Genomic DNA, 24,302 nt, shown 5'->3' with positions numbered 1-24,302 from the left:
CCTGAAATATTTTATATTTTTGATAAGTAGTCGTATTAGGTGTCGCTTGGCTGCAATCCTTATCCGCCAACTAAAAAGGTCCCCCGGACTATAGAGGGATTGCGTGCGCAATCTCCATCCACAGCCTAAACTAGTCTCCCAGACTAGTTTAGCCACCTAGATATGCTTTTCTGACTTCATCTGATGCTGCGAGTTCTTTTCCTGTTCCTGATAGGACAATCTTTCCTGTTTCAAGTACATAACCACGATCAGAGATAGCAAGGGCCTTGTTAGCGTTCTGTTCAATTAGGAGAACTGTTGTTCCTTGCTTCTGAATATCTTGAATGATATCAAAAATTTCTTGGATAAAGATCGGGGCAAGTCCCATTGACGGCTCATCCAAGAGAAGGAGCTTAGGTGTAGACATGAGAGCGCGTCCCATAGCAAGCATCTGCTGTTCACCACCTGAAAGAGTTGCCGCATCTTGGTTTTTGCGTTCTTCCAGACGAGGGAAACGTGAAAAGACTTTTTTCAAGTTAGCTTGATTTTCTTCACGATTTTTCTTTAAAAAGGCTCCCATTTCTAAGTTTTCCATAACAGTCAAACCTGGGAAAACATGGCGTCCTTCAGGAACTTGTGAAAGGCCACCTGCTACAATTTTTTGAGCTGGCAACTTTTGAATTTCTTTTCCTAAAAACTGAATTTTACCAGCACTTGGACGAACCAAACCTGAAAGGGTACGAAGAATGGTTGTTTTACCAGCACCATTGGCACCAATCAAGGAAACAACTTCACCTTCATTAACCTCGAAACTTACATCACGAACTGCTTGGATCATACCATAATGCACAGAGAGGTTTTCAACTTTTAACATAGACATTAGGCTTCACCTCCTAGATAAGCTTCGATAACACGTTTGTTGTTCTTGATCTCATCCGGAGTCCCATGAGCAATCAACCGACCATATTCAAGAACATAGATACGCTCAGTGACTTCCATAACCAAATTCATGTCATGTTCGATAAGCATGATGGTAATTTTAAATTCATCTTTGATACGACGGATCAATTCTGTCAATTCAGCTGTTTCTTGTGGATTCATACCAGCTGCAGGTTCGTCCAAAAAGAGGATCTTAGGTTCAGTTGCCAGAGCACGAACGATTTCTAATCGACGTTGTTGACCATAAGCCAGATTCTTGGCAAGAGTATCTGCGTCACCATCCAAATCAAAGATCTTCAACAAGTCCAAAGCTTTGCTTTTTAATTCTTCCTCATTCTTATAAAAAGCTGGTAGGCGTAGGAAGCTCGCAAGGACATGTTGTTTATGATGATTGCTAAATGCAATCAAAACATTCTCCAAAACTGTCAAGTCCTTGAACAAACGAATATTTTGGAAAGTACGACTGAGACCAAGTGAAGCAATCTTATAGGGAGTTTTCCCATTTAGGAGGTGACCATCTAGTGTCACAGTACCTTCGCTTGGTTCATAAACACCGGTCAAGAGATTGAAAAGGGTTGTTTTACCAGCTCCGTTTGGTCCAATCAGACCAACCAATTCTCCCTCGTTCAATTCAAGAGTGACATCTCCAACAGCTGTTAGACCGCCAAAATGTTTGGTTAACTGTTTAACTTCAAGTAATGCCATTAGTTTTGTCCCTCCTTCTTCGATTTTTTAAAGAAACGTGATAGACTCAATTCCCATGTCCCAAGAAGTCCACCTGGTCTGAAAATCATGACCAATACAAGAGCCAAAGCGTAGATAATCATACGTACGCTTGCTACATCCTGAAGGAGCATATTTAAAATTCCTAAAACAATCGCTGAAACGATGGTACCAGTAATCGATCCAAGTCCACCAAATACAACGATAATCAACACATTGATGGAATTAATAAAGGTGTAATCTTTTGGGACAACAGATCCGATAAAACCAGCCTGAAGTGAACCAGCAATACTTGCTGTAATGGCTCCAAAGACAAAAGCGATAATCTTGATCTTTGTGGTGTTTACCCCAACGGATTCTGCAGCAATCTCATCCTCACGAACAGATAGAGTAGAGCGTCCAATTGGACTACGTAAGAAGTTGAGAGTTGCAATAGTTGTGATCACCACAAATAGATAAACCATTTGCCAGTTAGTAAAGTTTGGAATACCCAAGATACCAGCAGCACCATTGGTCAAACTTCCACCATTAATGATAAAGATACGAATGATTTCTGAAACACCCAGTGTCGCAACAGCCAGGTAGTCACCCTTCAAACGAAGCGTTGGAATCCCAACGAGCAAAGCAACTGCACCAGAAATCAAAGCGCCCAAGACCATCGCTCCAAAGAAGGCACCATAGGTTGGTGATTTTGAACCAATAATCGCTGCTGCATAAGCCCCAATCGCCATAAAACCTGCATGACCAAGTGAGAATTGACCTGAAAAACCAACGATTAAGTTCAAACCTACTGCAAGGATGATATTAATCCCAATTTGTTCTAAAATTTGGACATGGAATAGATTGAGAACACCAGCAGAAACCAGTACACTAATCAATCCATAACCCGCTAACAGAAGGAATAACCAGAGAATATTTACTTTAAGATTTGTCTTCATTGTTTACACCTTCTCTTTCACATTCTTACCAAGGATACCTGCAGGTCGAACAATCAGAATCAAAAGCAAGATTCCATATACGATAGCATCACGGAAATCAGACATACCGAAGGCAGTAGCAAATGTTTCCAACAAGCCAATCACAAATCCCCCTAGAGCTGCACCAGGAATAATCCCGATACCACCGAGTACGGCCGCAACGAATGATTTTAGACCTGGAGTCACACCCATCAAAGGTTCAAGAGAGTTGTAGTAAAGGGCAATGAGGACACCTGCCGCACCAGCAAGGGCTGAACCCAAAGCAAAGGTAAAGCTGATTGTACGATTTACATTAATTCCCATCAATTGAGCTGCGTCGCTATCAACTGATACCGCACGCATAGCTTTCCCCATTTTTGTTTTTTGGACGATCAATTGTAATAAAACCATCAAGAGGACAGAAACTGCTAAAATCATCAATTGAACATTTGTCAAGCTAATTGGTCCCAAGTCAAAGCGGACTGTTTCAATTGCTTGAGGGAAGGCACGAGTATTGGCGCCTACTAGATAAACCATTCCATATTCCAGTAGGAAAGACACCCCGATGGCAGTAATCAATACAGCAATACGTGTGGAGTGTCGTAAAGGACGGTAGGCAAGAAACTCAATCACAACACCAAGTAGCGCGGTCCCTGCCATTGAAATAATTAAAGCTAAAAAGAAATCCATTTGGAAAGAATTAATCAAAAAGTAACCAATAAAGGCACCCATCATGTAAATATCGCCATGGGCGAAGTTGATGAGTTTGATAATTCCATAAACCATGGTATAACCCAAAGCCAAAAGTGCATAAACACTACCCAGAATTAGACCATTCACAAGTTGTTGGAGCATAGCATTCACTCTTTTCTATCGTTATTTTTTAGAAAATTTCATTATTTTCACAAGTTCATAAACACCGAAACAGGGAGTGAGTCAAAGGCTCATTCCCCATTTCAATTCCTATTCTAATGTTATGGTTTTACAACTTCTGCTTCTTCAACTTTACCATTGTTCATGGTCATCATGTAAGCAGTTTTCACTGTATTGTGGTCAGCATCAAAGCTTGTTTGACCAGTTACACCATCAAAATCTTTGGTTTTAGCAAGGTTGTCCTTGATTTCACCTGAGTTTTTAGCACCTTTTGCAGCATTTGCTACTAGGTAAACTGAGTCATAGGCCAAAGCTGAGAATGTTGAAGGCTCTTCGTTGTATTTAGCACGGTATGCTTCAAGGAAAGCTTTAGCTTTTGCAGAAACATCAACAGTAGTTGAGAATCCAGAGATGAAGTAAATGTTTGATGCTCTTTCAGCAGTTGCTTGTTGAACAAATTCTTCACCGTTAAATCCATCACCACCAATGATTGGTTTATCAATTCCCATACCACGAGCTTGGTTTACAATTTTACCAGCTTCTGTGTAGTAACCTGGAACTACGATAGCATCAAACTCTTTCCCTTTCATTTTAGTAAGGGCTGCTTGGAAGTCTGTATCACCTGCTACGAATGTTTCATCTGCTACAATCTCACCCTTATAGGCTTCGCGGAAAGATTTAGCAATACCTTTAGCATAGTCACTAGCGTTGTCAGTATAAAGAACAACCTTCTTAGCATTCAATTTGTTTGTTACATAGTTAGAAATAATCTTCCCTTGGAAGCTATCTTGGAATGTTCCGATAAATAGGTAATCTTGACCTTTAGTCAAACCGTCTTGAGTAGCACTTGGCGAAATCAATGGCACTCCAGCTTTAGTAGCGTTAGCTACAGCTGCAGCAGTTGCACCAGATGTCGCAGGTCCTACAATAGCTGCTACTTTTGATTGGGTAACAAGGTTTGTTGTAACAGAAGCTGCTTCAGCAGTTTCTGACTTGTTGTCTTTGTCCACAACTTCGATTTGTTTTCCATCAATTCCACCTGCAGCGTTGATTTCGTCTACAGCAAGTTGGGCACCTTTTTGTTCAGCTGTACCGTAAGCAGCTACAGCACCTGTCTCTTCAAAGTTAAAACCGATTTTGATTGTTTTTTCGTCTACTGGATTTCCAGTTGTGTTTGACGCTCCTGACTTAACTTCTCCACAGGCAGCAAGAAGAGCAACACTAGCAAGAGCCACAAAAGATAGGGCAAATTTTTTCTTCATTTTTAATCTCCTTATAGTTGTTTCAAAAAATAGTATGTTAAGAATATACCGAATTATCAGAAAATTGTCAATACATTTATTTAATTTTTTAAATGATAACGTTTTCTTCGTTACGATAGAGGTTCCCAACGAAGGGAGTCTCTAGCTCTTGGATATGGCAACGTCTAATTTTCTTGATATATCTTTCCTTACCTAATCTCTCAACTAAGTCATCTAGCTCCCCAGTTGGAACATAGAGCTGCAAGTAACGATGTTTTTTGGAATGGTAACAGATATCACCGTATTCCTGAAGTTTTTTTGCATCTCGGTTATAGTAGAGATAGATGATTAATCCTGATCGATTTGTTTTTTCAAACATGAGGGATCCTCTTTCTAAGAAATCTTCTCCTATTATATCAAAAAAAGCAAACTCCGTCGAGTTTGCTTTCTAGGTTGCTTAGCTTAAAGAATTATTGGCCATGATTTCATCAATAAAGCCATACTCAAGTGTTTCTTGGGCACTCATCCAGTAATCACGTTCTGCATCTGCATGAATTTGCTCGACTGATTTACCAGAGTTATCTGCAAGGATTTGCTCCAAAGTCTTACGAGTTTTGAGCAAGTGCTCTGCAGCGATTGCCATATCGGTTTGTTGGGTACCACCACCTGTACCACCCATTGGTTGGTGAATCATGTACTCCGCATTTGGAAGCATGAAACGTTTGCCTTTTGCGCCACTTGATGCAATGACAGTTCCCATGGATGCAGCCATTCCCATAACGATTGTTTGGACATCTGCCTTGATAAAGTTCATAGTATCAACGATTGCCAAACCAGCTGAAACAGAGCCCCCAGGTGTATTGACATAAAGGTAAATATCTTTTGTGCTGTCTTGGGCATCCAAGAAAAGTAATTGGGCGATAACAGAGTTGGCCATGTTGTCTTCAACTGGACCTGTTAGCATGATGATGCGGTCTTTCAGAAGACGAGAGTAAATGTCATAGGAACGTTCTCCACGGCTTGTTTGTTCAATAACTACAGGAATCATTCATTTCTCCTTTTATGTTGAATTTTCTTAGTCTTACGACTCAATACAGAATTATTATATCTTTTTGGTCAAAAAAGGTCAAATTTTTGCTCTATTCTCTAAACAGAAACAAAAACTCAACCTCCTTTCAAGTCAAAAACGAACTTCTAATTTCAGTATTTACTTTGGGATTTTATTTAGTACCGAACAAGCGGTCTCCAGCATCTCCAAGACCTGGAACGATATAACCGTGTTCGTTCAAGCGTTCATCCAAGGCTGCTGTAAAGATTTCTACATCTGGGTGTGCTTCTTGAAGAGCTTTCACACCTTCTGGAGCAGATACTAGGCAGACAAACTTGATATTTGAAGCGCCACGTTTTTTAAGCGAATCTACTGCCAAGATTGCTGAGCCACCTGTTGCCAACATTGGATCAACGACAAAGATTTGACGTTGGTCAATATCCTCAGGCAATTTCACCAAGTATTCAACTGGTTGAAGGGTTTCTTCATCACGGTACATACCGATATGTCCAACTTTGGCTGCTGGAACCAAGCTCAAGAGGCCATCTACCATCCCGATACCTGCACGCAAGATTGGGACAATCGCCAATTTTTTCCCAGCCAATTGTTTTTGAACGGTCTTTGTGATAGGTGTTTCGATTTCCACATCTTCAAGTGGAAGATCACGAAGTACTTCATATCCCATCAACATCGCAATCTCATCTACTAGTTCACGAAAAGCTTTTGTAGAAGTATCTGTACGTCGCAAGATTGACAATTTGTGTTGAATGAGTGGATGATTAATGACTTCAATTTTTCCCATTTTCTGAGTTCCTTCTTTCAATTTATTCTTCTTATTATATCAAAAAACGGTTTAAAAAGCTTTCTAAACCATTTATTTTTATTAATTTTTAAGTCAAATCTGCCTCTTGAAGAGCTGTCTGAACAGTCTCTAATGGTAAATGGGTCAACTCAGTACCTTTTTCATGATAAAGGTACTGGGCATAGTCATCCATTCGGTACTGGTTGATATAAACCACGCGCTTGCAACCAACTTGTAGCAGTTGTTTGGTGCAGTTCAGACAAGGGAAATGGGTCACATAGGCTGTAAATCCTCTGGGAACCCCTCTCTCAGCCCCTTGGAGAATAGCATTAACCTCGGCGTGAAGGGTTCGAACACAGTGACCTTCAATGACCAGACATTCGTGGTCAATACAGTGCTCCGTTCCTGATACGGAACCATTATAGCCTGTTGAAATGACCTTATTGTCCTTAACGAGGACAGCTCCCACTTTTGCACGTTTGCAGGTTGAACGATTGGCAATCAGTAAAGCCTGGGCTGCAAAGTACTCATCCCAAGCCAGTCTTTTTTCTGTCATAAGTCTTCTCCTTATCCCCTATTTTTTGAAAAATGGCAAGCGTAAATCTGCAATCTTTTCAGCCGGAACCTTCATGCCATCCTTAATCCATTTGAGCAGAACCGATACGATGGCAGAACTCCAAAAGGAATGAAGGTAGCTGCTAACACCTTTTGACTTTCCGTGGTATTTTTCTAGAAATTCCTGCATGGCTTGGATAAAAATCTTTTCCAAATGGTAGTCCAGAGCAAGTTGGATAACCTTGGCTTCTTTCTTGGCTGCGCGGAAAAGGTGTACCCAGACCAGATAAAGGTCTGTTTTGACATCGTAGTGGCTCAACTGTTCCATAATGTTATGGACACTGCGTTTAAAGACGCTTTCCAAAATCTCTTCTTTGGAGTCATAGTTACGATAGAAGGCAGCACGAGAGACGCCCGCCCGTTTGACCAGCTCCGAAATACTGATCTTGGCCAAGTCTTTTTTCTCTAGAAGTTGCAAAAGAGCCGTCTCGATTGCTTCTCTGGTTAAAAAATTGGATTCTTGATTTGATTTTCTGAGATTTTCAAGAGATTTTTCAGATATTTTACGTTCAGGCATAACAATTTCTTTCTACTTGTGACAACAGAGAGGTGGTACTTTTGTTTCAAGGGCTTTCATGATATAATTGTAAAAAAAGACAGAACCTTTGTCAATGTATAAATGACAAAGATGGAGAATTTCTATGACTTGGAAGATTGTAGCTGACTCTGGTTGTGATTATCGTCAACTGGCAACTCCTGCTATTGATACCGAATTTGTGAATGTTCCTTTAACCATTCAAGTAGCTGATCAGGTCTTTATCGATGATACCAATCTTGACATTGACCACATGATGGAAACCATGTATGCGACTTCTGAGGCTTCAAAATCAGCCTGTCCTAGCCCTGATGATTACTTGCGAGCATTTGAAGGTGCTAAGCATATCTTTGTCGTTACCATTACTGGTACTCTTTCAGGTAGCCATAATAGTGCACAGCTCGCTAAGAATATCTATCTTGAAGAACATCCTGACACCCAGATTCATGTGATCGATACATTGTCTGCAGGTGGTGAGGTTGACTTGCTCGTAGAAAAATTAAACGACTTGATTGACCAGGGTTTGTCTTTCGAGGAAATTGTTCAAGCTATTACTGCCTACCAAGAAAAAACGAAGTTGCTCTTTGTCCTCGCTAAGGTCGATAACTTGGTAAAAAATGGCCGTTTGAGTAAGCTTATCGGTACAGTCGTTGGCCTCCTCAACATCCGTATGGTTGGGGAAGCAAGTGAAACTGGAACCCTAGAACTGCTCCAAAAAGCGCGTGGACCAAAAAAATCCCTTCAAGCAGCCTATGAAGAGCTCATCAAGGCTGGCTATGCTGGTGGTCGAATTGTCATGGCTCATCGCAACAATGAAAAATTCTGTCAGCAATTGTCAGAACGCTTGCTGGAAACCTTCCCACAAGCCAATATCAAAATCATTCCTACGTCTGGTCTCTGCAGTTTTTATGCAGAAGATGGCGGTTTGTTGATGGGATATGAAATCAACTAAGATTATAAGCAACAAGAGAGGCCAAGCATCTCTTGTTTTTTGTGGTACAATAGATCTATGAAACATTTTGATACTATTGTCATCGGTGGAGGGCCTGCGGGCATGATGGCTACCATTTCCAGTAGCTTTTATGGTCAGAAAACTCTTCTCATCGAAAAAAATCGGAAACTCGGAAAAAAATTAGCTGGAACAGGCGGGGGACGTTGCAATGTAACCAACAATGGAAGTTTGGACGACCTACTTGCTGGCATCCCTGGAAATGGCCGCTTTCTATACAGTGTCTTCTCCCAGTTTGATAACCATGATATCATCAACTTTTTCACGGAAAACGGTGTTAAACTAAAGGTTGAGGACCACGGTCGTGTCTTTCCTGCTAGCGACAAATCGCGGACTATTATCGAGGCTCTGGAAAAGAAAATCGCTGAGCTAGGGGGACAAGTTCTCGCTCAAACCGAAATTGTTTCGGTTAAAAAGATAGACGACCAGTTTGTTCTTAAGTCCGCAGACCAAACCTTCACTTGTGATAAACTCATAGTCACAACAGGTGGGAAATCCTATCCTTCCACTGGCTCAACTGGTTTTGGTCACGAGATTGCCCGGCATTTTAAGCACACCATTACTGAGCTTGAAGCTGCTGAAAGTCCTTTGTTAACAGATTTTCCGCATAAGGCCTTACAGGGAATTTCCCTAGATGACGTGACCCTAAGCTATGGCAAGCATGTCATCACTCATGATCTACTCTTTACCCACTTTGGTTTGTCAGGCCCTGCTGCCCTACGTATGTCTAGCTTTGTCAAGGGCGGAGAGGTTCTCTCACTCGATGTTTTGCCTCAACTTTCTGAGAAGGACTTGGCTGCATTTCTAGAAGATAATCGGGAAAAATCCTTGAAAAATGCTTTAAAAACCTTGTTGCCAGAACGCTTGGCAGAATTTTTGGTACAAGGATTTCCTGAAAAAGTCAAACAGCTAACTGAAAAAGAACGTGACCAGCTTGTCCAATCTATCAAGGCTCTCAAAATTCCTGTCACTGGTAAAATGTCATTGGCCAAGTCCTTTGTCACCAAAGGAGGCGTCAGTCTTAAGGAAATCAATCCTAAAACCCTTGAAAGTAAGCTGGTACCTGGCCTCCACTTTGCTGGAGAAGTCCTAGACATCAATGCCCACACGGGTGGCTTTAACATCACTTCTGCCCTCTGCACCGGATGGGTGGCAGGAAGTCTGCATTATGATTAAAAATCAAAGGTTATAAAGAATGAATAGAAGAGAAACAGTCGAATTTGTCAATATGTGTATGATTCAAAACGGAGTCGAGGTTCTGGTTCAAGACCGAGTTAGTCCCGACTGGCCTGGTATTACTTTTCCTGGTGGTCATGTTGAACGTGGCGAATCCTTTGTCGATGCTGTCATTCGTGAAGTGAAGGAAGAAACTGGTCTGACCATTTCTAAACCTCAACTCTGTGGTATCAAGGACTGGTACGACGATGAGGATTACCGTTATGTCGTCCTTTTTTACAAGACAGAACACTTTACTGGTGAACTCCAGTCTTCAGACGAAGGAAAGGTATGGTGGGAAGATTATAAAAATCTCTCTCAACTAAAACTTGCCACCGATGATATGTCAGATATGCTTCGTGTATTTGTAGAGGAGGATCTCAGTGAATTCTTTTACTACAAAGACGGTGACGACTGGCTTTATGACTTGAAGTAAAAAATAGGCTAGGAAATTCCTAGCCTATTTATTCTGCATTTGTCTGAACGTAAGTTGCAATGACATCTGATGTGTATTGAGCTGTTCCAGGTCCAAATTTGTCAATGTTTTCCTTAAACTCTGGGTTGTAGACGTAGCCTTTGCCGATATGACCGAATACCTCAATAGAGCAGTCAAATCCATAAGTACGAATAGCTTGCAATAGTTTGTCTGCTTGCTCTTGGTTTTCGGCCGCTGTTGCAGGCAGACCAGCTTGAAGGTTTTGTGCCAAGGCTTGAAAAACTTGGTTGAAGGCGGCTGTAGCCTCATCTTCTCTACCACTTTGGCGCTCGAGAGCCTGGCCCATGACTTCTTGACCATACTTCTCTACCGCCTCTTGGTGGTATTTTTGATTGTCTTGATAGCTAAATCCAGTGAATTTTTCCTCAATCGTCATTTTTCTTTCTCCTTTTTGTTCTTGAATGGTTTTTTGCAAGGTGGAAATCAAGGTATCCAGATGTTGCCTTTCTTGGGTCAGATAGTCCAACTGTCTGGTCAAATGGGGCAATAAATCTGTCCTTTCTTCCTTTAACAGCTCTGCTATTTTTTCTAAAGAAAAACCTAGATATTTATAATACAGAATAACCTGAAGGCGTTCCAAATCCTCCTGACTGTAGGTTCGATAGCCGTTTTCCGACTTTAAGGGAACCAAGATCCCTATCTTATCGTAGTGATGCAGGGTCTTGACAGAGACACCTGAAAGCTGCGCAGCTTCTTTTATATGGTACATGATTTCCTCCTTACAAGAAATAGTATAACCCCTCCCCTTAGGTCAGAGTCAAGCGTTTTTGAGAAAAATTTTTAACTTTTTGAGAACGGTGTGAAAACTTGAAAATGGTTTTCTTGACAGACCTTTGAAAACATGATAGGATAGTCAAGTCTATCAATCAAACAGAAGGCTCATAAAGAGCCATTGAGAGAGGGCTATTTGACAACTCAAGTAGCCTTTTCTTATTTTAAAAACAAGATTGGAGTTTCAACTATGTCAGAAAAATCGCAATGGGGCTCAAAGCTTGGCTTTATTCTAGCATCTGCTGGTTCAGCCATCGGACTTGGAGCCGTTTGGAAATTTCCCTACATGACTGCCGCTAATGGCGGGGGAGGCTTTTTACTGGTCTTTCTCATTTCCACCATTTTAATCGGTTTCCCGCTCCTGCTGGCTGAATTTGCCCTTGGCCGTAGTGCTGGCGTTTCCGCTATCAAAACCTTTGGAAAACTAGGCAAGAATAACAAGTACAACTTTATCGGTTGGATTGGTGCCTTTGCCCTCTTTATCCTCCTCTCCTTTTACAGTGTTATTGGAGGATGGATTTTAGTCTATCTAGGCATTGAGTTTGGAAAATTGTTCCAACTCAGCGGAACGGGTGATTACGCTCAGTTATTTACTTCAATCATCTCAAACCCAGCCATTGCCCTTGGCGCACAAGCTGCCTTTATCTTGTTGAATATCTTTATTGTATCACGTGGGGTTCAAAAAGGGATTGAAAGAGCCTCAAAAGTCATGATGCCGCTACTCTTTATCATCTTTGTCGTCATCATCGGGCGCTCTCTCAGCTTGCCAAATGCCATGGAAGGCGTTCTTTATTTCCTCAAACCAGACTTCTCAAAACTGACCAGTGCTGGTCTCCTCTATGCTCTGGGACAATCTTTCTTTGCCCTCTCACTAGGGGTGACAGCCATGCTGACCTATGCTTCCTACTTGGACAAGAAAACCAATCTGGTCCAATCAGGGATTTCCATCGTAGCCATGAATATCTCTGTGTCCATCATGGCAGGTCTAGCCATTTTTCCTGCTATGTCAGCCTTCAACATCCAATCCGAGGGTGGACCAAGCCTGCTCTTTATCGTCTTGCCTCAACTCTTTGACAAGATGCCTTTTGGAACCATTTTCTACATCCTCTTCCTCTTGCTCTTCCTTTTTGCGACAGTCACTTCATCTGTCGTGATGCTGGAAATCAATGTGGGAAATATCACCAATCAGAATAACAGCAAACGGGCCAAATGGAGTGCCATCTTAGGAATCTTGACCTTTGTTTTTGGAATTCCTTCAGCCCTATCTTACGGTGTTATGGCGGATGTTCATATTTTGGGTAAAACCTTCTTTGATGCCATGGATTTCTTGGTTTCCAATCTCCTCATGCCATTTGGCGCTCTTTGCCTTTCTCTCTTTACAGGCTATATCTTTAAGAAGGCCCTTGCTATGGAGGAACTCCATCTTGATGAAAGAGCATGGAAACAGGGACTTTTCCAAGTCTGGCTCTTCCTCCTTCGTTTCATCATTCCAATTATCATCATTGTGGTCTTTATCGCCCAATTTATGTAAGCAAAAAGGACTTGAGTAGTGAACTCAGGCCCTTTCTTTTTTTATGGATGACTAACAATCAATTCCAAACCTTGCCCTTCTAGGGTCCAAGTTTCAACATCACTTGGTAGGATAAAGTGGCTACCTTTTTGGATTGGATAATCTTTTCCATCTACAATCAGTTTCCCTTGGCCAGCTAAGACACTCAACAAGCTGTAGTCAGCTGTCTTTTCAAAATCAACTTTTCCAGTGATTTCCCACTTGTAAACGGCAAAGAATTCATTGGATACAAGTAGAGTGGAACGTAAATCATCAGCTTTGATAGTTACAGGACGGCTATTGGCAGGCTCTCCAATGTTTAAAACATCAATAGATTTTTCAAGGTGAAGTTCACGCAAGTTGCCGTTGTCATCCTTACGGTCAAAGTCATAGACACGATAGGTTGTATCACTAGACTGTTGGGTTTCAAGAATCAAGATTCCCGCCCCGATAGCGTGCATGGTTCCACTTGGTACATAGAAGAAATCTCCAGCCTTAACAGGGACTTTTGTTAATAGACCATCCCAGTCTTTAGCTTCGATTTGCTGACGGAGTTCTTCTTTTGACTTGGCATTGTGGCCATAGATAATCTCTGATCCTTCATCTGCAGCGATGATATACCAGCATTCTGTTTTTCCAAGTTCGCCTTCGTGTTCTAGTCCATAAGCATCGTCTGGATGCACTTGGACACTGAGCCAGTCATTGGCATCGAGAATTTTAGTTAAGAGAGGAAATACTGGTTCTGGACGGTTGCCAAACAACTCACGGTGTTCCGCATACAAAGTAGCAAGGTCTGTTCCCTCAAAGCGACCATTAGCTACCTTAGAAACTCCATTTGGGTGAGCTGAGATAGCCCAGTATTCCCCGATTTTTTCACTTGGAATATCGTAACCAAACTCATCACGTAGCTTGGTACCACCCCAGATTTTTTCTTGCATAACTGATTGTAAAAATAATGGTTCTGACATCTTATTCTCCTGTCTGTTTTTCTCACTTCATTATAGCAAAAAGCCAGGTCTAATTGAACTCTTTTTTACATCTTATAAAGTAGAGAGAAGATTTTATAAAAATAGTAACGAAATAATCTTTTACTTTATGGAGGAACCTCTAAAGCAGCACTCAGATAGCTCGCTGTCAACGGCTGTTTTCCTCAACTCTCATTAGACTTCCTTTACTTGAGAATCTATTTTTATGTACAAAAAAAGACTGAAACTAGTCTTTTTTTAAAATCAAAGCTGTGATAGCCGTTACTAGGCCAAAAACGATACCCGGTGCATTAGCAGCCGCAAGGGGAATATCTCTTTCTTTCTTGAAAAGACCGTAATAAACCCATAGACTACAGTTGATGGCTGCGACTAAGGGTTGGATGAAATTCCCTTTTTGACCAGCCAAGTTGTTCATGATTTGTGGGAAGTAAGAGACATACATCATAACGGACATAAAGGTCGCTACCCAACCCAAAATTTTCATTTGTTTTTCAGACATTTTCAAAACCTCTTTCATTTTTATGAATCATATTTTATAATCTTTTTTCAATACAATCAAGACTTTGTAGCTTTTGTTATGAAGATGTAAACTATCACAATCTTGTGATAAAAAAAAGACCGGATTGCTCCGATCTTTTTAAGTTCCGCTCTAAGAATGTTTAAATTTTTAGATAAAAAATTTGATAATAGAATTACCTACTTCATACGATAAAAATCAATCACTAAACCAGCAGGTCCTCTAACTAATAAGGACTCTGTTCCCCAATCAGGTTGAACATTAAAACTATCATACAGTCATTCATAAAAACAGTATCTTTTAATCCTTTTCTTCACGAACATAATTGTAGATAGTAATACATACAGATAAAAAACTAAAAAGACAGATCATCTGTATGATGATTTTTACAGGTTGACGAAGTAAACCAAACTGAGTTAGGATAACAAAAAGAGAGGAGCCCGCTATCATTACCTGAAAAAAGATAAGCGTCAAACTAAATCGATTTTTCATTTCTGCTCCTTTCTTACCACTATCACTTCATCTAAACGCTCATAAACGCTTTTATCATGAGTTGCAATGATAATAATACGTTTTTCATTTTGTAACCCAAGAATCAAATCAATAATCTCTCGGCTATTTTTTTCATCCAACGAAGCCGTAGGTTCATCCGCAAGTACAATTGGAGAATCCTTTAGCATGACTTTAGCTATGGCAACACGTTGGGCTTCCCCACCAGATAAAGAATAAATTTTCCGATTCAAATCGAGCTGGAGATGAACCTTTTTTAATGCTTCACACATTTGTTCCACTTTATCTTTTCTGGAAAGTTTCTTGCCAATAAAAGCCAATTCCAAATTATCTTTAATACTCCTGTTTTCAATTGATCCATAATTTTGAAAAAGATAGCTAACAAAATCTTTAAAATAAGTTTTTTCCTTTATCTTTCTAAGGTCAATGCCATTTATTTCTACTGTACCATTTTGAGCTGTTTCTAGCTTTCCAATGATATTTAACAAAGTTGTCTTACCAGCACCTGATTCTCCTATCAAGGCATAAGATTTCCCCTCACAAAACTGATAAGAGTAATCACGAAGAACAACATGCCCATCAAATGTCTTTTGAATATCTCTTAACTCAATCATATTACCCTCCTTTCAGATATAAGATACTACTTGTTTGGTGTTGCCTTAATTGAAAGAAAAAGAGTGCGAGAAAACCAACAGCCATAAAAATAGGAAATAGCGTAACCAAGATTGGGAGATGTAAGAAAGTAGCCAAACCTGCTAATAAAAAGTAACCACACATCAAGGTAAGCAAGTAAAAATGATGAATCACAATAAGAGATTTTCCTGCTAAACGTTCAATAAAATAAGTCTTACGCCCTTGATAAAAATAAAGTGTATTTAACAGAATCATCAACAGGACGGAAGTAGCTAGGCTAATGCACGACGCAATCAAGAGTAACAATCTTTCCACTGTCACCTGTTGGATTTTTGACTCAAAAGAATAAAGACCATTAGTAAAGCTTCCGATATGTGCTGTCATTTTATACTGTTTTATAATTTCCCTGACTTGCTCAGGATGGTCAAAAACATAGTTTGATATATCAAATCCTGCAACTCCTTGTCTTTCATAAGCAGATCCATACACGATAATAATCGGATCGTGAACAAAACTATCTCGATTAACTAAGTAATGTACAGAAGTAAAAATCGGATAGATAAAGAGGTTTTCTCCTCCCTCATAAGTCGCAACTTCCACTCTTTCATCTGGATGATTTTTCCTAATTGGTGCATTATCGGGTGCAAATCCCTTTTGAACAAACCGAGACCAAAGCTTTTTCAAATCCTCAATCTTATTTTCCTTACTCTTTGGAATTAAAATCAAACGATCAAAGTCTCCCATTTGTTCAAAGAAAGCTTGTCCTTCTGTGTTTAGTTGAAGACCACTTTGCTTAATGAACTTTCGATTAACTTTTAGTTGATTTGAAATATTTTCAGAAGTTGGATAATCAGAGTTTTTCTGAGAATTACTAGACATAGCAATATAATCTAAAGTAGTTCCAATGTATAGTGGCTCAGTTTTTGAGACTAAGTCACCGTAAAATGCCTGTACTCTTTCTTTATCAACTTTCTCCTCTCCTGTATCAAGACCATGAGTCGCAAAATAGCTAGGATATTGTGTCCACGCTTGCTTCCCTTCTTCCAAAGTTCTCACTTTTCTAGTCATATCCACCACCCCATAAATGCTGTACATAACCGTTAGGAGTGAAAAAATCTGTGTTACAATAACCAAAACAAAAATCAAATGCAAGGGAGCTTTCCCCTTAAGGGATAGGTTCATCGGTTGTCTCTGTAAGATATGATAAAACAGATTGGAGGCAAAAAAGTTTAGAAAAAGTAGAATGACTAACCAAGCTAGTAAGGGAAATCCAATCAATTCTATAGCAAGTAATGTAGCATTTCTTTGTAAAATAAGTATAAGAATAGCTAGTACAAATACAATGCTAGCACTCCCTACTAAAAAAAGACTCTCTTTCCAAATTCCCCTAAGGGCAATCTGATACTTACCTAATCCTGATATTCTCTTGATACTGACCGATCGAATATTAACAATATAGTCCGCAACCAGGAGTGTAAGAAAAGAAATTAGAAAAACAAAGGCTATCATAATAGCTTGTGGATAGACTAAGAGAAATTTTAAGAGGGTGAGTCCAGAATTTGCTTCCACAGCATTCGCTTGATGTCCCTTTTCAATCAATCTGCCTGCCAAATCTTGAGCGCTTAGATTTCCTTTGACAATAATATAAAGAGTATTATATGAAGCATTTTGAATAAGTCCTTGGTTTTCTTGTAAGGGTAAATCTTTTGGTAGTTCTCCTCCAATAGGAATGTAAGTGTTTTCCACCTCACCTCTCTCATTTTCTTTAACATCTACTATTCTCCTCGCCAGAACAGTTCCAGTATCTTCTGCAATTTTCTGTAAATCCGTAGCAATGGAACTAGTCGAACTCACAACATCAACTTTCTGACTATAACCTCCCAACAATTCACTCTTATAGTGGTAAACAAAGAGAAGACCGACAAGGGTTATCAAGACAAAGGAAGAACATGCTAATATTTTTTTTAATAAACCATACATAGATGACTCCTTTTATACGAAAAAAGAGGGGAAGTCAACTCCCCTCCCTACTCACTAATCAATACCAATTAAGACTCTAATAAGATAAATGCTTTAAAAACGCATTATTTCCTCCTTCCTAATTTATTTAAAGCACTCACTCCACCTATATTTATGTTCATTATAGCGCAACAAGAAAGCGCTGTCAATCATTTGTGTGCTAAAAACCGTTATAAAAAGACCGGATTGCTCCGATCTTTTAATAATTCGCATTCTCAATTTCTGTTTTAAAAATAGCTAAGGTTAACGTCAAATGACTACGCGCCCTATTTCATACGATAAAAATCAATCACTAAACCAGCAGGGCCTTTAACTAGTAGCGATTCCGTTCCCCAATCGGTTACAGCTGGTCCGTGTAAAATCTCGACACCAAGCTCTTTCAACCGTTGGTAGTTCTGGTCTACATCCTCAACCTCGATATGAAGAATGATTCCTGACTGAAAGTTTTCCAAAGAAATCAGATGATTTTGAGACAACATGAGACAATGACTGCCTATCGTGAACTGAGCAAAACTGTCATCAACATAATCGGACTTTTTATCCAAAATACGCTCCAAGTCAGCACAGACTTGAGGAACTTCTGAAACGATGATATCTAATTGATTTAAATTCATTTACTATCCTCCATAAAAAGACCGGATTGCTCCGATCTTTTCAAGTTAGACTCTTGAAAATCAAAGAATAAAATCTACAAAGTTTACATTTGATTTTCGACGAGAGGAATTATTTGATTGCGCGTGATTGCAATCCTTCTTCTTCCAAGAAGAGGCGGAATGGTACGAGTTCTTCTGCTTCGTATTTTTCCTTGAAGGCTTTGATTGCTTCTTCTGAGTGTTGTTTTGGATCGAGTTCAAGTACTTCTACTGGAAGTGGACGGTGTTGAGAGATGCGAGCATCGATCACAACAGTTTTACCTTCTTTGTTCAATTTAACAGCTTCTGCAACAACTGCATCGATATCTTCGATACGGTCAACTGTAAATCCTACAGCACCTTGAGCTTCAGCGATTTTCGCGTAGTCCGCGTTAGGGAAGTCACAACCAAACAAGTGTTTGTTTGTGTCTTCGTATTTGTCCTTGATGAAGGCATATTTACCATTTGAGAAGACAACGTTGATAACTGGAAGGTCGTATTGAACGTTTGTGATCACGTCTGGGTAGCACATGTTGAATGCACCGTCACCCATGATGTTCCATACTTGGCGATCTGGATTGTCTTTCTTAGCAGCGATACCACCAGGAAGGGCAATACCCATTGTCGCAAAGAGTGGAGATGTACGCCACATGTTCTTAGGTGTCATGTGAAGGTGACGAGTAGATGTTTGAGTAGTGTCACCTACGTCGATTGAGTAGATAGCGTCTTGATCAGCATGTTTGTTGATTGCATTGTAAACTTGGTACAATTGCAATTCACCCTCAGTTTTACCTTCGAGTTTGTTCATGTAATCACGCCAGTTTTGGTTGTTCTTAACGTTTGCACGCCACCATGGAGTAGATTCTACTGGGTTTACTTTGTCAAGGATTGCTTTCGCTGCTTGACCTGCATCACCAAGGATAGAAGCGTCAAGGGCATGACGTTTACCAAGTTTGTAAGGGTCGATATCGACTTGGATGAATTTTTCAGTGTTCTTGAAGGCTTCGTAAACTTCAGCAAATGGGAAGTTTGAACCAAGGAAAAGAACTGTGTCTGCTTCAAAGACCACTTCGTTGGCTGGTTTCCAACCAACACGATAAGCAGAACCTGTCAAACCTTCGTAGTTCCATTCAAAGGCTTCAAAGTTTTTACCAGTTGTGATGATTGGTGCTTTGATTTTACGTGACAATTCAGTAATGACTTCACCAGCTTTAACACCACCGTAACCAGCATAAATAACTGGACGTTCAGCATTGTTCAAGATTTCAACTGCTTTGTCAATTTCAACTTCGTTCAAAGCAGGAGCGATGAATGAACGTTCGTATGAACCTGAACCGTAGTATGAGTTTTCATCGATTTCTTGGAAACCGAAGTTTACTGGGATTTCAACAACAGCTGGACCTTTTTTAGAAACTGCAGCACGGCAAGCTTCGTCGATTACTTTTGGCAATTGCTCAGCGTAAGCTACACGTTTGTTGTAGACAGCGATACCATTGTACATTGGGTTTTGGTTCAATTCTTGGAAGGCATCCATGTTGAGTTCGTTAACAGGACGTGATCCAAGGATAGCAAGGAATGGAGTGTTATCCATAGCTGCATCGTAAACACCGTTAATCAAGTGAGTCGCACCTGGACCACCTGAACCAACTGCAACCCCGATTGAGCCGCCGAATTTAGCTTGCATAACCGCTGCAAGAGCACCTGTTTCTTCGTGGCGAACTTGCAAGAAGCGGATATCTTTGTCTTCAGCCAAAGCGTCCATCAATGAGCTGAGTGTTCCTGATGGGATACCGTAGATGGTGTCTACGCCCCATGTTTTCAATACGTTGAGCATTGCTGCTGATGCAGTAATTTTCCCTTGAGTCATTATAACTCTCCTTCAAATATTTTTAAAATTTGATTCATCCGTTTTCATATACTAATTGGAAACGTTTCAGCAAATTTTTACTCTACTACTTTACCACATTTGTTTTTGGTCTCCTAAGAATGTGCTCAGAAGTTTTTATTCTCTATTACAGTACAGTTTGAAAACGTTTTATATAACTGTTTTATAATAAAAAGCGAGCAAGCTCGCTTTTAGTCTATTTTACTAAAGTTTAGCATGAGTGAACTGGTTAAAACAGATACAGAACTAAAGGCCATGGCTAGACCAGCCAGTTCTGGATTGAGAACGAGACCAATTCCTGAAAAGACTCCTGCTGCAATCGGAATTCCGGCGACATTGTAGATAAAGGCCCAAAAGAGGTTGAGCAGAATTCGATTGAAGGTTTTCTTGCTCATGTCAAAGGCACGAACCACTCCTAGGAGGTTATTAGTTGTCAACACCAAATCTGCTGACTCGATGGCAATATCTGTTCCAGCTCCCATAGCAATCCCCACATCTGCTACACTGAGGGCAGGAGCGTCATTGATACCATCACCAACAAAGGCTACTTTTCCAGCTGATTGTAGTTTATGGATTTCATGGGCTTTTTCTTCTGGCAAGACACCTGCAATGACCTCTTCGATTCCAATCTGATCGGCAATAGCACGCGCCACGCCAGCATTATCCCCTGTCAGCATCACTGTTCGGAGACCACGATTTTTCAGCTGATTGATGGCGAGCTTGGCATTTTCTTTGGGAATATCTTGTAGGGCAAGTAAGCCTTTAATTTCATTGTCAACAGCCAAGTACACAACTGTCTTAGCTTCTTTTTCCAGTTCTTCTAGTTTTTCCTGATAAGCACTAGAAATATCCATTCCATCTAGCATTTTAGCATTTCCAAGCAAAACTTGTTTTCCATTGATTTGCCCTGAAACACCTTTTCCGTGCAAGGCTTGGAAATTTTCCACAGTGTGAAGCTCAAGTCCAGTTTCAGTCGCTCGCTTGACAATGGCCTCAGCCAGTGGGTGTTGAGAGGCTTCTTCTAAAGAAGCTGCCAATCCAAGCACTTCTACTTCGTCGCCGATGATATCTGTGACCACCGGTTTCCCTTCCGTCAAAGTTCCTGTCTTATCAAAAACAATAGTTTGGACTTTCTGGATTTCCTGTAGAACCGTTCCATTTTTGAGGAGAACTCCCATCTTGGCACTGCGACCTGTCCCCACCATAAGGGCTGTCGGTGTTGCAAGTCCTAGTGCACAAGGACAGGCAATAATCAAAACTGCTACTCCATAAAGAAGAGAAGTCACAAAGCTATCTCCAAGTAAAACAAACCAGACCCAAAAAGTAAGAAGTCCTAAAATGACAACTGCTGGGACAAAAATTCCTGAAATCTTATCCGTCAAATCCTGAATCGGTGCACGGCTGGTCTGGGCTTTCTTCACAAAGTCCACAATCTGAGCCAAGACAGTCTCTGAACCAACTTTTTCTGCTTTAAAAACCAGTGTTCCACTATTATTGATAGTGGAGCCAATCACAGTATCTCCAACTGTTTTGTCTACCGGCAGGCTCTCACCTGTCACCATGGATTCATCAATACTGGAGACACCTTCGACAACAACACCATCAACCGCGATCTTTTCACCGGGACGCACTCGAATCAGGTCACCTACCTTGACTTGCTCCAAGGGAACTTGAACATAGCGATCATCACGCAATACTTCTGCTGTTTTAGCTTGCAAGTCTAGTAATTTCTCTACAGCTTGAGAAGTGTTTTTTCGCATTTTTTCCTCAAAAACGGCTCCCAAAAGAACGAAGAAGAGGATAAATCCAGCACTTTCAAAGTAAACAGGGAGCCCAGCAAAGAGGGCTACTAGACTATAAAGATAGGCCACTAGAGTTCCCAGTGCCACCAAGGTATCCATGTTGGCATTGTGCTTTTTAAAGCTGGCCCAAGCACTCTGGATATAAGGACCACCTGCTACCAGCATAATAGGCGTTGTGGCTAAAAAGGTGCCCCAATGCATGACTGGATGACTAATAGTCCCTGTCAACATCCCAATCATGAGAAAAACAAGAGGCAGGGTAAAGATGCTAGTAATCCAAAAACGTTGCAAAAGTGACAAAGATTTTCGCGTCTTCTCAACTACAGTATAGCTCCCCTTTTGCATCTTCATGCCACATGAAAATTCATGTTGGCCTAACTCTTGAGGTGTAAAACGAATTGTCTTCTCTTCATCCACACCGATTGGTTCTAGAATTCCTTCTGCTTCAAAAAGAATTTCCTTGTAACAGTTTGAAGGTGTGGCACGATGAAAAGTTATCTCAGCTGGAATTCCTTTTTGAAGCTGGATATGGGCAGGATGATAGCCTTTTCCAGCTGTGATACGGATTTTTTGAATGCCATTTTCTAGGCTTGCTTTCACAATTTCAGTCATCATTTCCTCCTACTCTACAATCATCTTGCCGTGCATCATGTTCATACCACAAGCAAAGCCAAATTCTCCAGCCTGCTCAGGCGTGATTTCCACTACATACTCTTCACCCATTGGCAAATCCGCATGCACTCCAAAGTCTGGGAAGACAATCTGATCCAGACAGGGCGACGGGTCTTTGCGATCAAAGACAATGCGGGCTGGCACTGATTTCTTGAGGATAATCAACTCTGGCGTATAGCCCCCCATGACTTCCACTCGAATCTCTTGGTAGCCCTTTTTTTGCTGGGCTCTCTTAGCATCTTCTTGCGGTTTTTTGAAAAACCAAAAGAGGATAAAAGCAATCATTCCTAAAACAACAATAGATACAAATAGATTTAACATAGCGTCTCCTTTACATACAATTACATCTTACTTCTGTTACAGCGCTTGATTTCTTCTTAGAAATCACTTCTTCCAAGCCTTCCAAGTCAGCCAGAGTAAAATCACATTCAGCAATCAAATCAGCCAACAAGTTCTTAATCCTACGGGAACAAACCTTGTCTTTGATATCTTGGACAAGCAAGTCTCGACTCTGGTCCAGAGTTAAAAGGGCTGAATAGACAAAGAACTTGCCTTCTTTTTTCCTTGTCAGACACTCTTTCTCAACCAAACGAGCCAAAAGAGTTTGAATGGTCGACTTGGACCAGTCGAACCGCTCCGCCAGAACCCTGATCAAATCCGTACTGGTCTGCTCTCCTTGCATCCAAATAATCTTCATGACCTGCCATTCTGCATCTGAAATCTGCATAATCACACCTCCTAAATCTACATTTGTCGATTACAGTTATTAGTATACTCTCAAAATCTACATTTGTCAACTATAATTTTTATTATTTTTTCGAAAAATAGAATTCTAATCCTGTAACGAGAGATTTGCAGTCAAATTTCACTATATAAACTATAAAAATATGCTATACTGTAGAAAAAAGAAAACAACCACTAGGGGTGCGTAAAGCTGAGATTAACGACTGTTATATCCCTTTGACTCAATCTAGGTAATGCTAGCTGATGGAAGTGGAAATGATAATGAGGACTAGCTAGTCTTCTATTGCTTTCCTCAAACAGACTAGCTTGTTCTTGAGAATACAAACTTCAGTTGGTTGGGAGGTTTTAGATGACTTATTTACCCGTTGCTCTAACCATTGCAGGAACTGACCCTAGTGGCGGTGCTGGCATTATGGCTGATTTGAAGTCATTCCAAGCGAGAGATGTCTATGGAATGGCCGTTGTCACCAGCCTTGTCGCTCAAAATACCAGAGGTGTTCAATTAATCGAGCACGTCTCCAACCAAATGCTGGAAGCTCAATTGGAGAGTGTCTTTTCGGATATCAAACCTCAGGCTGTGAAAACTGGTATGTTGGCAACTACTGAGATCATGGAGATCATCCAACCCTACCTTAAAAAGCTGGACTGTCCCTATGTGCTGGACCCTGTTATGGTCGCTACGAGTGGGGACACCCTGATTGATACCAGTGCGAGAAGCTTCCTAAAAACAAACCTACTTCCCCTTGCAACCATTATCACTCCCAATCTTCCTGAAGCAGAAGAGATTGTTGGTTTTTCAATCCATGATCCAGAAGACATGCAGCGTGCTGGTCGCCTGATTTTAAAAGAATTTGGTCCTCAGTCTGTAGTTATCAAAGGTGGTCATCTTGAAGGCGGTGCCAAGGATTTCCTCTTTACCAAGGAGGAGCAATTTGTCTGGGAAAGTCCTCGAATTCAAACCTGTCACACCCATGGTACTGGATGTACCTTTGCTGCAGTGATTACGGCTGAACTAGCCAAGGGGAAAACCCTTTATCAGGCAGTTGATAAGGCCAAGGCCTTTATCACAAAAGCTATTCAAGACGCCCCTCAACTCGGTCACGGTTCTGGACCAGTCAACCATACAAGCTTTAAAGATTAAGAAAAACTCT

The 24,302-nt window shown here is 40.7% G+C and carries 25 protein-coding genes, 1 pseudogene and 1 riboswitch; of the genes and pseudogenes, 5 read left to right on the top strand and 21 right to left on the bottom strand.

The genetic code is table 11. The annotated features are described in order from the left end of the window. Positions 1-148: 148 nt before the first annotated feature. The 10 genes from ADM50_RS09005 to ADM50_RS08960 all read right to left on the bottom strand — a co-directional run bounded on the left by ADM50_RS09005 (position 149) and on the right by ADM50_RS08960 (position 7,693). Positions 149-859 carry an ABC transporter ATP-binding protein gene (locus tag ADM50_RS09005; protein ID WP_000062207.1) on the bottom strand — a complete coding sequence of 237 codons (711 nt, stop codon included), beginning with the start codon at positions 857-859 and terminating at the stop codon, positions 149-151. Further along, positions 859-1,623, bottom strand: coding sequence for an ABC transporter ATP-binding protein (locus ADM50_RS09000; RefSeq protein WP_001186014.1), 765 nt, complete (start codon positions 1,621-1,623; stop codon positions 859-861). The genes ADM50_RS09005 and ADM50_RS09000 overlap by 1 nt, the downstream gene beginning before the upstream one ends. Continuing rightward, positions 1,623-2,579, bottom strand: a complete 957-nt coding sequence (locus ADM50_RS08995) for a branched-chain amino acid ABC transporter permease (RefSeq protein WP_000856262.1) — start codon at positions 2,577-2,579, stop codon at positions 1,623-1,625. Before ADM50_RS08995 ends, ADM50_RS09000 begins: the two co-directional genes overlap by 1 nt. 3 nt (positions 2,580-2,582) lie before the next feature. Next, entirely contained in the window at positions 2,583-3,452 is an 870-nt protein-coding gene (locus ADM50_RS08990) for a branched-chain amino acid ABC transporter permease (RefSeq protein ID WP_000941413.1), read from the bottom strand. Between the two features lie 119 nt (positions 3,453-3,571). Beyond that, a complete protein-coding gene (locus ADM50_RS08985; protein WP_033629440.1) occupies positions 3,572-4,732 on the bottom strand; it encodes an ABC transporter substrate-binding protein in 1,161 nt (386 codons plus the stop codon). 88 nt (positions 4,733-4,820) lie between these two features. Next, positions 4,821-5,090 (bottom strand): YlbG family protein, encoded by a 270-nt coding sequence (locus ADM50_RS08980; protein WP_049485405.1) that lies wholly within the window; start codon positions 5,088-5,090, stop codon positions 4,821-4,823. Between the two features lie 78 nt (positions 5,091-5,168). Continuing rightward, complete coding sequence (clpP, locus tag ADM50_RS08975; RefSeq protein WP_000613467.1) at positions 5,169-5,759, bottom strand: ATP-dependent Clp protease proteolytic subunit ClpP; 591 nt, start codon at positions 5,757-5,759, stop codon at positions 5,169-5,171. A 172-nt stretch (positions 5,760-5,931) separates the two neighbouring features. Then, a complete protein-coding gene (gene upp, locus ADM50_RS08970) occupies positions 5,932-6,561 on the bottom strand; it encodes a uracil phosphoribosyltransferase (protein ID WP_000515974.1) in 630 nt (209 codons plus the stop codon). A gap of 88 nt (positions 6,562-6,649) precedes the next feature. Further along, entirely contained in the window at positions 6,650-7,117 is a 468-nt protein-coding gene (locus tag ADM50_RS08965; RefSeq protein WP_049485404.1) for a deoxycytidylate deaminase, read from the bottom strand. An 18-nt stretch (positions 7,118-7,135) separates the two neighbouring features. Beyond that, entirely contained in the window at positions 7,136-7,693 is a 558-nt protein-coding gene (locus ADM50_RS08960; protein ID WP_049485403.1) for a TetR/AcrR family transcriptional regulator, read from the bottom strand. Positions 7,694-7,817: 124 nt separating this feature from the next. On the opposite strand from ADM50_RS08960, the gene ADM50_RS08955 reads away from it, so the two are divergent. The 3 genes from ADM50_RS08955 to ADM50_RS08945 are packed head-to-tail and all read left to right on the top strand — an operon-like array spanning position 7,818 to position 10,371. Then, entirely contained in the window at positions 7,818-8,663 is an 846-nt protein-coding gene (locus ADM50_RS08955; protein WP_049485402.1) for a DegV family protein, read from the top strand. Between the two features lie 57 nt (positions 8,664-8,720). Then, complete coding sequence (gene aao / locus ADM50_RS08950) at positions 8,721-9,896, top strand: aminoacetone oxidase (protein WP_049485401.1); 1,176 nt, start codon at positions 8,721-8,723, stop codon at positions 9,894-9,896. Between the two features lie 19 nt (positions 9,897-9,915). After that, a complete protein-coding gene (locus ADM50_RS08945) occupies positions 9,916-10,371 on the top strand; it encodes an 8-oxo-dGTP diphosphatase (RefSeq protein ID WP_049485400.1) in 456 nt (151 codons plus the stop codon). 28 nt (positions 10,372-10,399) lie between these two features. Here the strand turns inward: ADM50_RS08945 and ADM50_RS08940 are convergent, their stop codons facing one another. After that, positions 10,400-11,140, bottom strand: coding sequence for a MerR family transcriptional regulator (locus ADM50_RS08940; RefSeq protein ID WP_049485399.1), 741 nt, complete (start codon positions 11,138-11,140; stop codon positions 10,400-10,402). A gap of 252 nt (positions 11,141-11,392) precedes the next feature. Here ADM50_RS08940 and ADM50_RS08935 point away from each other — a divergent pair, with 252 nt between their 5' ends. Beyond that, complete coding sequence (locus tag ADM50_RS08935; RefSeq protein ID WP_049485398.1) at positions 11,393-12,733, top strand: sodium-dependent transporter; 1,341 nt, start codon at positions 11,393-11,395, stop codon at positions 12,731-12,733. Positions 12,734-12,774: 41 nt separating this feature from the next. On the opposite strand, the gene manA is transcribed toward ADM50_RS08935, so the two are convergent. The 10 genes and pseudogenes from manA to ADM50_RS08885 form a co-directional block, all read right to left on the bottom strand. Then, complete coding sequence (gene manA / locus ADM50_RS08930) at positions 12,775-13,719, bottom strand: mannose-6-phosphate isomerase, class I (RefSeq protein WP_049485397.1); 945 nt, start codon at positions 13,717-13,719, stop codon at positions 12,775-12,777. 244 nt (positions 13,720-13,963) lie between these two features. Continuing rightward, positions 13,964-14,236, bottom strand: coding sequence for a SemiSWEET family transporter (locus ADM50_RS08925; protein ID WP_049485396.1), 273 nt, complete (start codon positions 14,234-14,236; stop codon positions 13,964-13,966). Positions 14,237-14,433: 197 nt separating this feature from the next. Next, positions 14,434-14,514: pseudogene (locus ADM50_RS09565) on the bottom strand (VOC family protein); the annotation flags it as partial. A gap of 228 nt (positions 14,515-14,742) precedes the next feature. Continuing rightward, complete coding sequence (locus tag ADM50_RS08915; RefSeq protein ID WP_049485394.1) at positions 14,743-15,378, bottom strand: ATP-binding cassette domain-containing protein; 636 nt, start codon at positions 15,376-15,378, stop codon at positions 14,743-14,745. 1 nt (position 15,379) lies between these two features. Further along, a complete protein-coding gene (locus tag ADM50_RS08910; protein WP_049485393.1) occupies positions 15,380-17,377 on the bottom strand; it encodes a DUF1430 domain-containing protein in 1,998 nt (665 codons plus the stop codon). Positions 17,378-17,682: 305 nt separating this feature from the next. Next, entirely contained in the window at positions 17,683-18,030 is a 348-nt protein-coding gene (locus tag ADM50_RS08905) for a VOC family protein (RefSeq protein WP_049485392.1), read from the bottom strand. Positions 18,031-18,139: 109 nt separating this feature from the next. Next, positions 18,140-19,915 (bottom strand): pyruvate oxidase, encoded by a 1,776-nt coding sequence (gene spxB / locus ADM50_RS08900; RefSeq protein WP_007520383.1) that lies wholly within the window; start codon positions 19,913-19,915, stop codon positions 18,140-18,142. A gap of 209 nt (positions 19,916-20,124) precedes the next feature. Beyond that, entirely contained in the window at positions 20,125-22,347 is a 2,223-nt protein-coding gene (locus ADM50_RS08895; protein ID WP_049485391.1) for a heavy metal translocating P-type ATPase, read from the bottom strand. A gap of 9 nt (positions 22,348-22,356) precedes the next feature. Beyond that, positions 22,357-22,728 carry a cupredoxin domain-containing protein gene (locus ADM50_RS08890; protein WP_049485390.1) on the bottom strand — a complete coding sequence of 124 codons (372 nt, stop codon included), beginning with the start codon at positions 22,726-22,728 and terminating at the stop codon, positions 22,357-22,359. A 10-nt stretch (positions 22,729-22,738) separates the two neighbouring features. Next, entirely contained in the window at positions 22,739-23,134 is a 396-nt protein-coding gene (locus tag ADM50_RS08885; RefSeq protein ID WP_049485389.1) for a CopY/TcrY family copper transport repressor, read from the bottom strand. Between the two features lie 183 nt (positions 23,135-23,317). Next, positions 23,318-23,416: riboswitch (TPP riboswitch) on the top strand. 84 nt (positions 23,417-23,500) lie between these two features. Between ADM50_RS08885 and thiD the strand changes: the two genes are divergently transcribed. Further along, a complete protein-coding gene (thiD, locus tag ADM50_RS08880; protein ID WP_000221724.1) occupies positions 23,501-24,292 on the top strand; it encodes a bifunctional hydroxymethylpyrimidine kinase/phosphomethylpyrimidine kinase in 792 nt (263 codons plus the stop codon). Positions 24,293-24,302: the final 10 nt, after the last annotated feature.

Origin of the sequence: Streptococcus oralis (assembly GCF_001075675.1) — a bacterium.
GTDB lineage: Bacteria > Bacillota > Bacilli > Lactobacillales > Streptococcaceae > Streptococcus > Streptococcus oralis_V.
The sequence above is the reverse complement of the archived record's forward strand: the minus strand, read 5'-3'. Positions and strand labels throughout refer to the sequence as shown.

Bases quoted from the DNA above. Each gene is read 5' to 3' on its own strand.
- ADM50_RS08985 (WP_033629440.1), bottom strand. From the start codon at position 4,732: ATGAAGAAAAAATTTGCCCTATCTTTTGTGGCTCTTGCTAGTGTTGCT.
- ADM50_RS09000 (WP_001186014.1), bottom strand. From the start codon at position 1,623: ATGGCATTACTTGAAGTTAAACAGTTAACCAAACATTTTGGCGGTCTA.
- ADM50_RS08940 (WP_049485399.1), bottom strand. From the start codon at position 11,140: ATGTACCATATAAAAGAAGCTGCGCAGCTTTCAGGTGTCTCTGTCAAG.
- ADM50_RS08905 (WP_049485392.1), bottom strand. From the start codon at position 18,030: ATGAATTTAAATCAATTAGATATCATCGTTTCAGAAGTTCCTCAAGTC.
- ADM50_RS09005 (WP_000062207.1), bottom strand. From the start codon at position 859: ATGTCTATGTTAAAAGTTGAAAACCTCTCTGTGCATTATGGTATGATC.
- ADM50_RS08885 (WP_049485389.1), bottom strand. From the start codon at position 23,134: ATGCAGATTTCAGATGCAGAATGGCAGGTCATGAAGATTATTTGGATG.
- ADM50_RS08965 (WP_049485404.1), bottom strand. From the start codon at position 7,117: ATGACAGAAAAAAGACTGGCTTGGGATGAGTACTTTGCAGCCCAGGCT.
- ADM50_RS08980 (WP_049485405.1), bottom strand. From the start codon at position 5,090: ATGTTTGAAAAAACAAATCGATCAGGATTAATCATCTATCTCTACTAT.
- spxB (WP_007520383.1), bottom strand. From the start codon at position 19,915: ATGACTCAAGGGAAAATTACTGCATCAGCAGCAATGCTCAACGTATTG.
- ADM50_RS08960 (WP_049485403.1), bottom strand. From the start codon at position 7,693: ATGCCTGAACGTAAAATATCTGAAAAATCTCTTGAAAATCTCAGAAAA.
- ADM50_RS08890 (WP_049485390.1), bottom strand. From the start codon at position 22,728: ATGTTAAATCTATTTGTATCTATTGTTGTTTTAGGAATGATTGCTTTT.
- ADM50_RS08945 (WP_049485400.1), top strand. From the start codon at position 9,916: ATGAATAGAAGAGAAACAGTCGAATTTGTCAATATGTGTATGATTCAA.
- manA (WP_049485397.1), bottom strand. From the start codon at position 13,719: ATGTCAGAACCATTATTTTTACAATCAGTTATGCAAGAAAAAATCTGG.
- aao (WP_049485401.1), top strand. From the start codon at position 8,721: ATGAAACATTTTGATACTATTGTCATCGGTGGAGGGCCTGCGGGCATG.
- upp (WP_000515974.1), bottom strand. From the start codon at position 6,561: ATGGGAAAAATTGAAGTCATTAATCATCCACTCATTCAACACAAATTG.
- clpP (WP_000613467.1), bottom strand. From the start codon at position 5,759: ATGATTCCTGTAGTTATTGAACAAACAAGCCGTGGAGAACGTTCCTAT.
- ADM50_RS08995 (WP_000856262.1), bottom strand. From the start codon at position 2,579: ATGAAGACAAATCTTAAAGTAAATATTCTCTGGTTATTCCTTCTGTTA.
- ADM50_RS08990 (WP_000941413.1), bottom strand. From the start codon at position 3,452: ATGCTCCAACAACTTGTGAATGGTCTAATTCTGGGTAGTGTTTATGCA.
- ADM50_RS08955 (WP_049485402.1), top strand. From the start codon at position 7,818: ATGACTTGGAAGATTGTAGCTGACTCTGGTTGTGATTATCGTCAACTG.
- ADM50_RS08935 (WP_049485398.1), top strand. From the start codon at position 11,393: ATGTCAGAAAAATCGCAATGGGGCTCAAAGCTTGGCTTTATTCTAGCA.
- ADM50_RS08925 (WP_049485396.1), bottom strand. From the start codon at position 14,236: ATGTCTGAAAAACAAATGAAAATTTTGGGTTGGGTAGCGACCTTTATG.
- ADM50_RS08910 (WP_049485393.1), bottom strand. From the start codon at position 17,377: ATGTATGGTTTATTAAAAAAAATATTAGCATGTTCTTCCTTTGTCTTG.
- thiD (WP_000221724.1), top strand. From the start codon at position 23,501: ATGACTTATTTACCCGTTGCTCTAACCATTGCAGGAACTGACCCTAGT.
- ADM50_RS08895 (WP_049485391.1), bottom strand. From the start codon at position 22,347: ATGACTGAAATTGTGAAAGCAAGCCTAGAAAATGGCATTCAAAAAATC.
- ADM50_RS08915 (WP_049485394.1), bottom strand. From the start codon at position 15,378: ATGATTGAGTTAAGAGATATTCAAAAGACATTTGATGGGCATGTTGTT.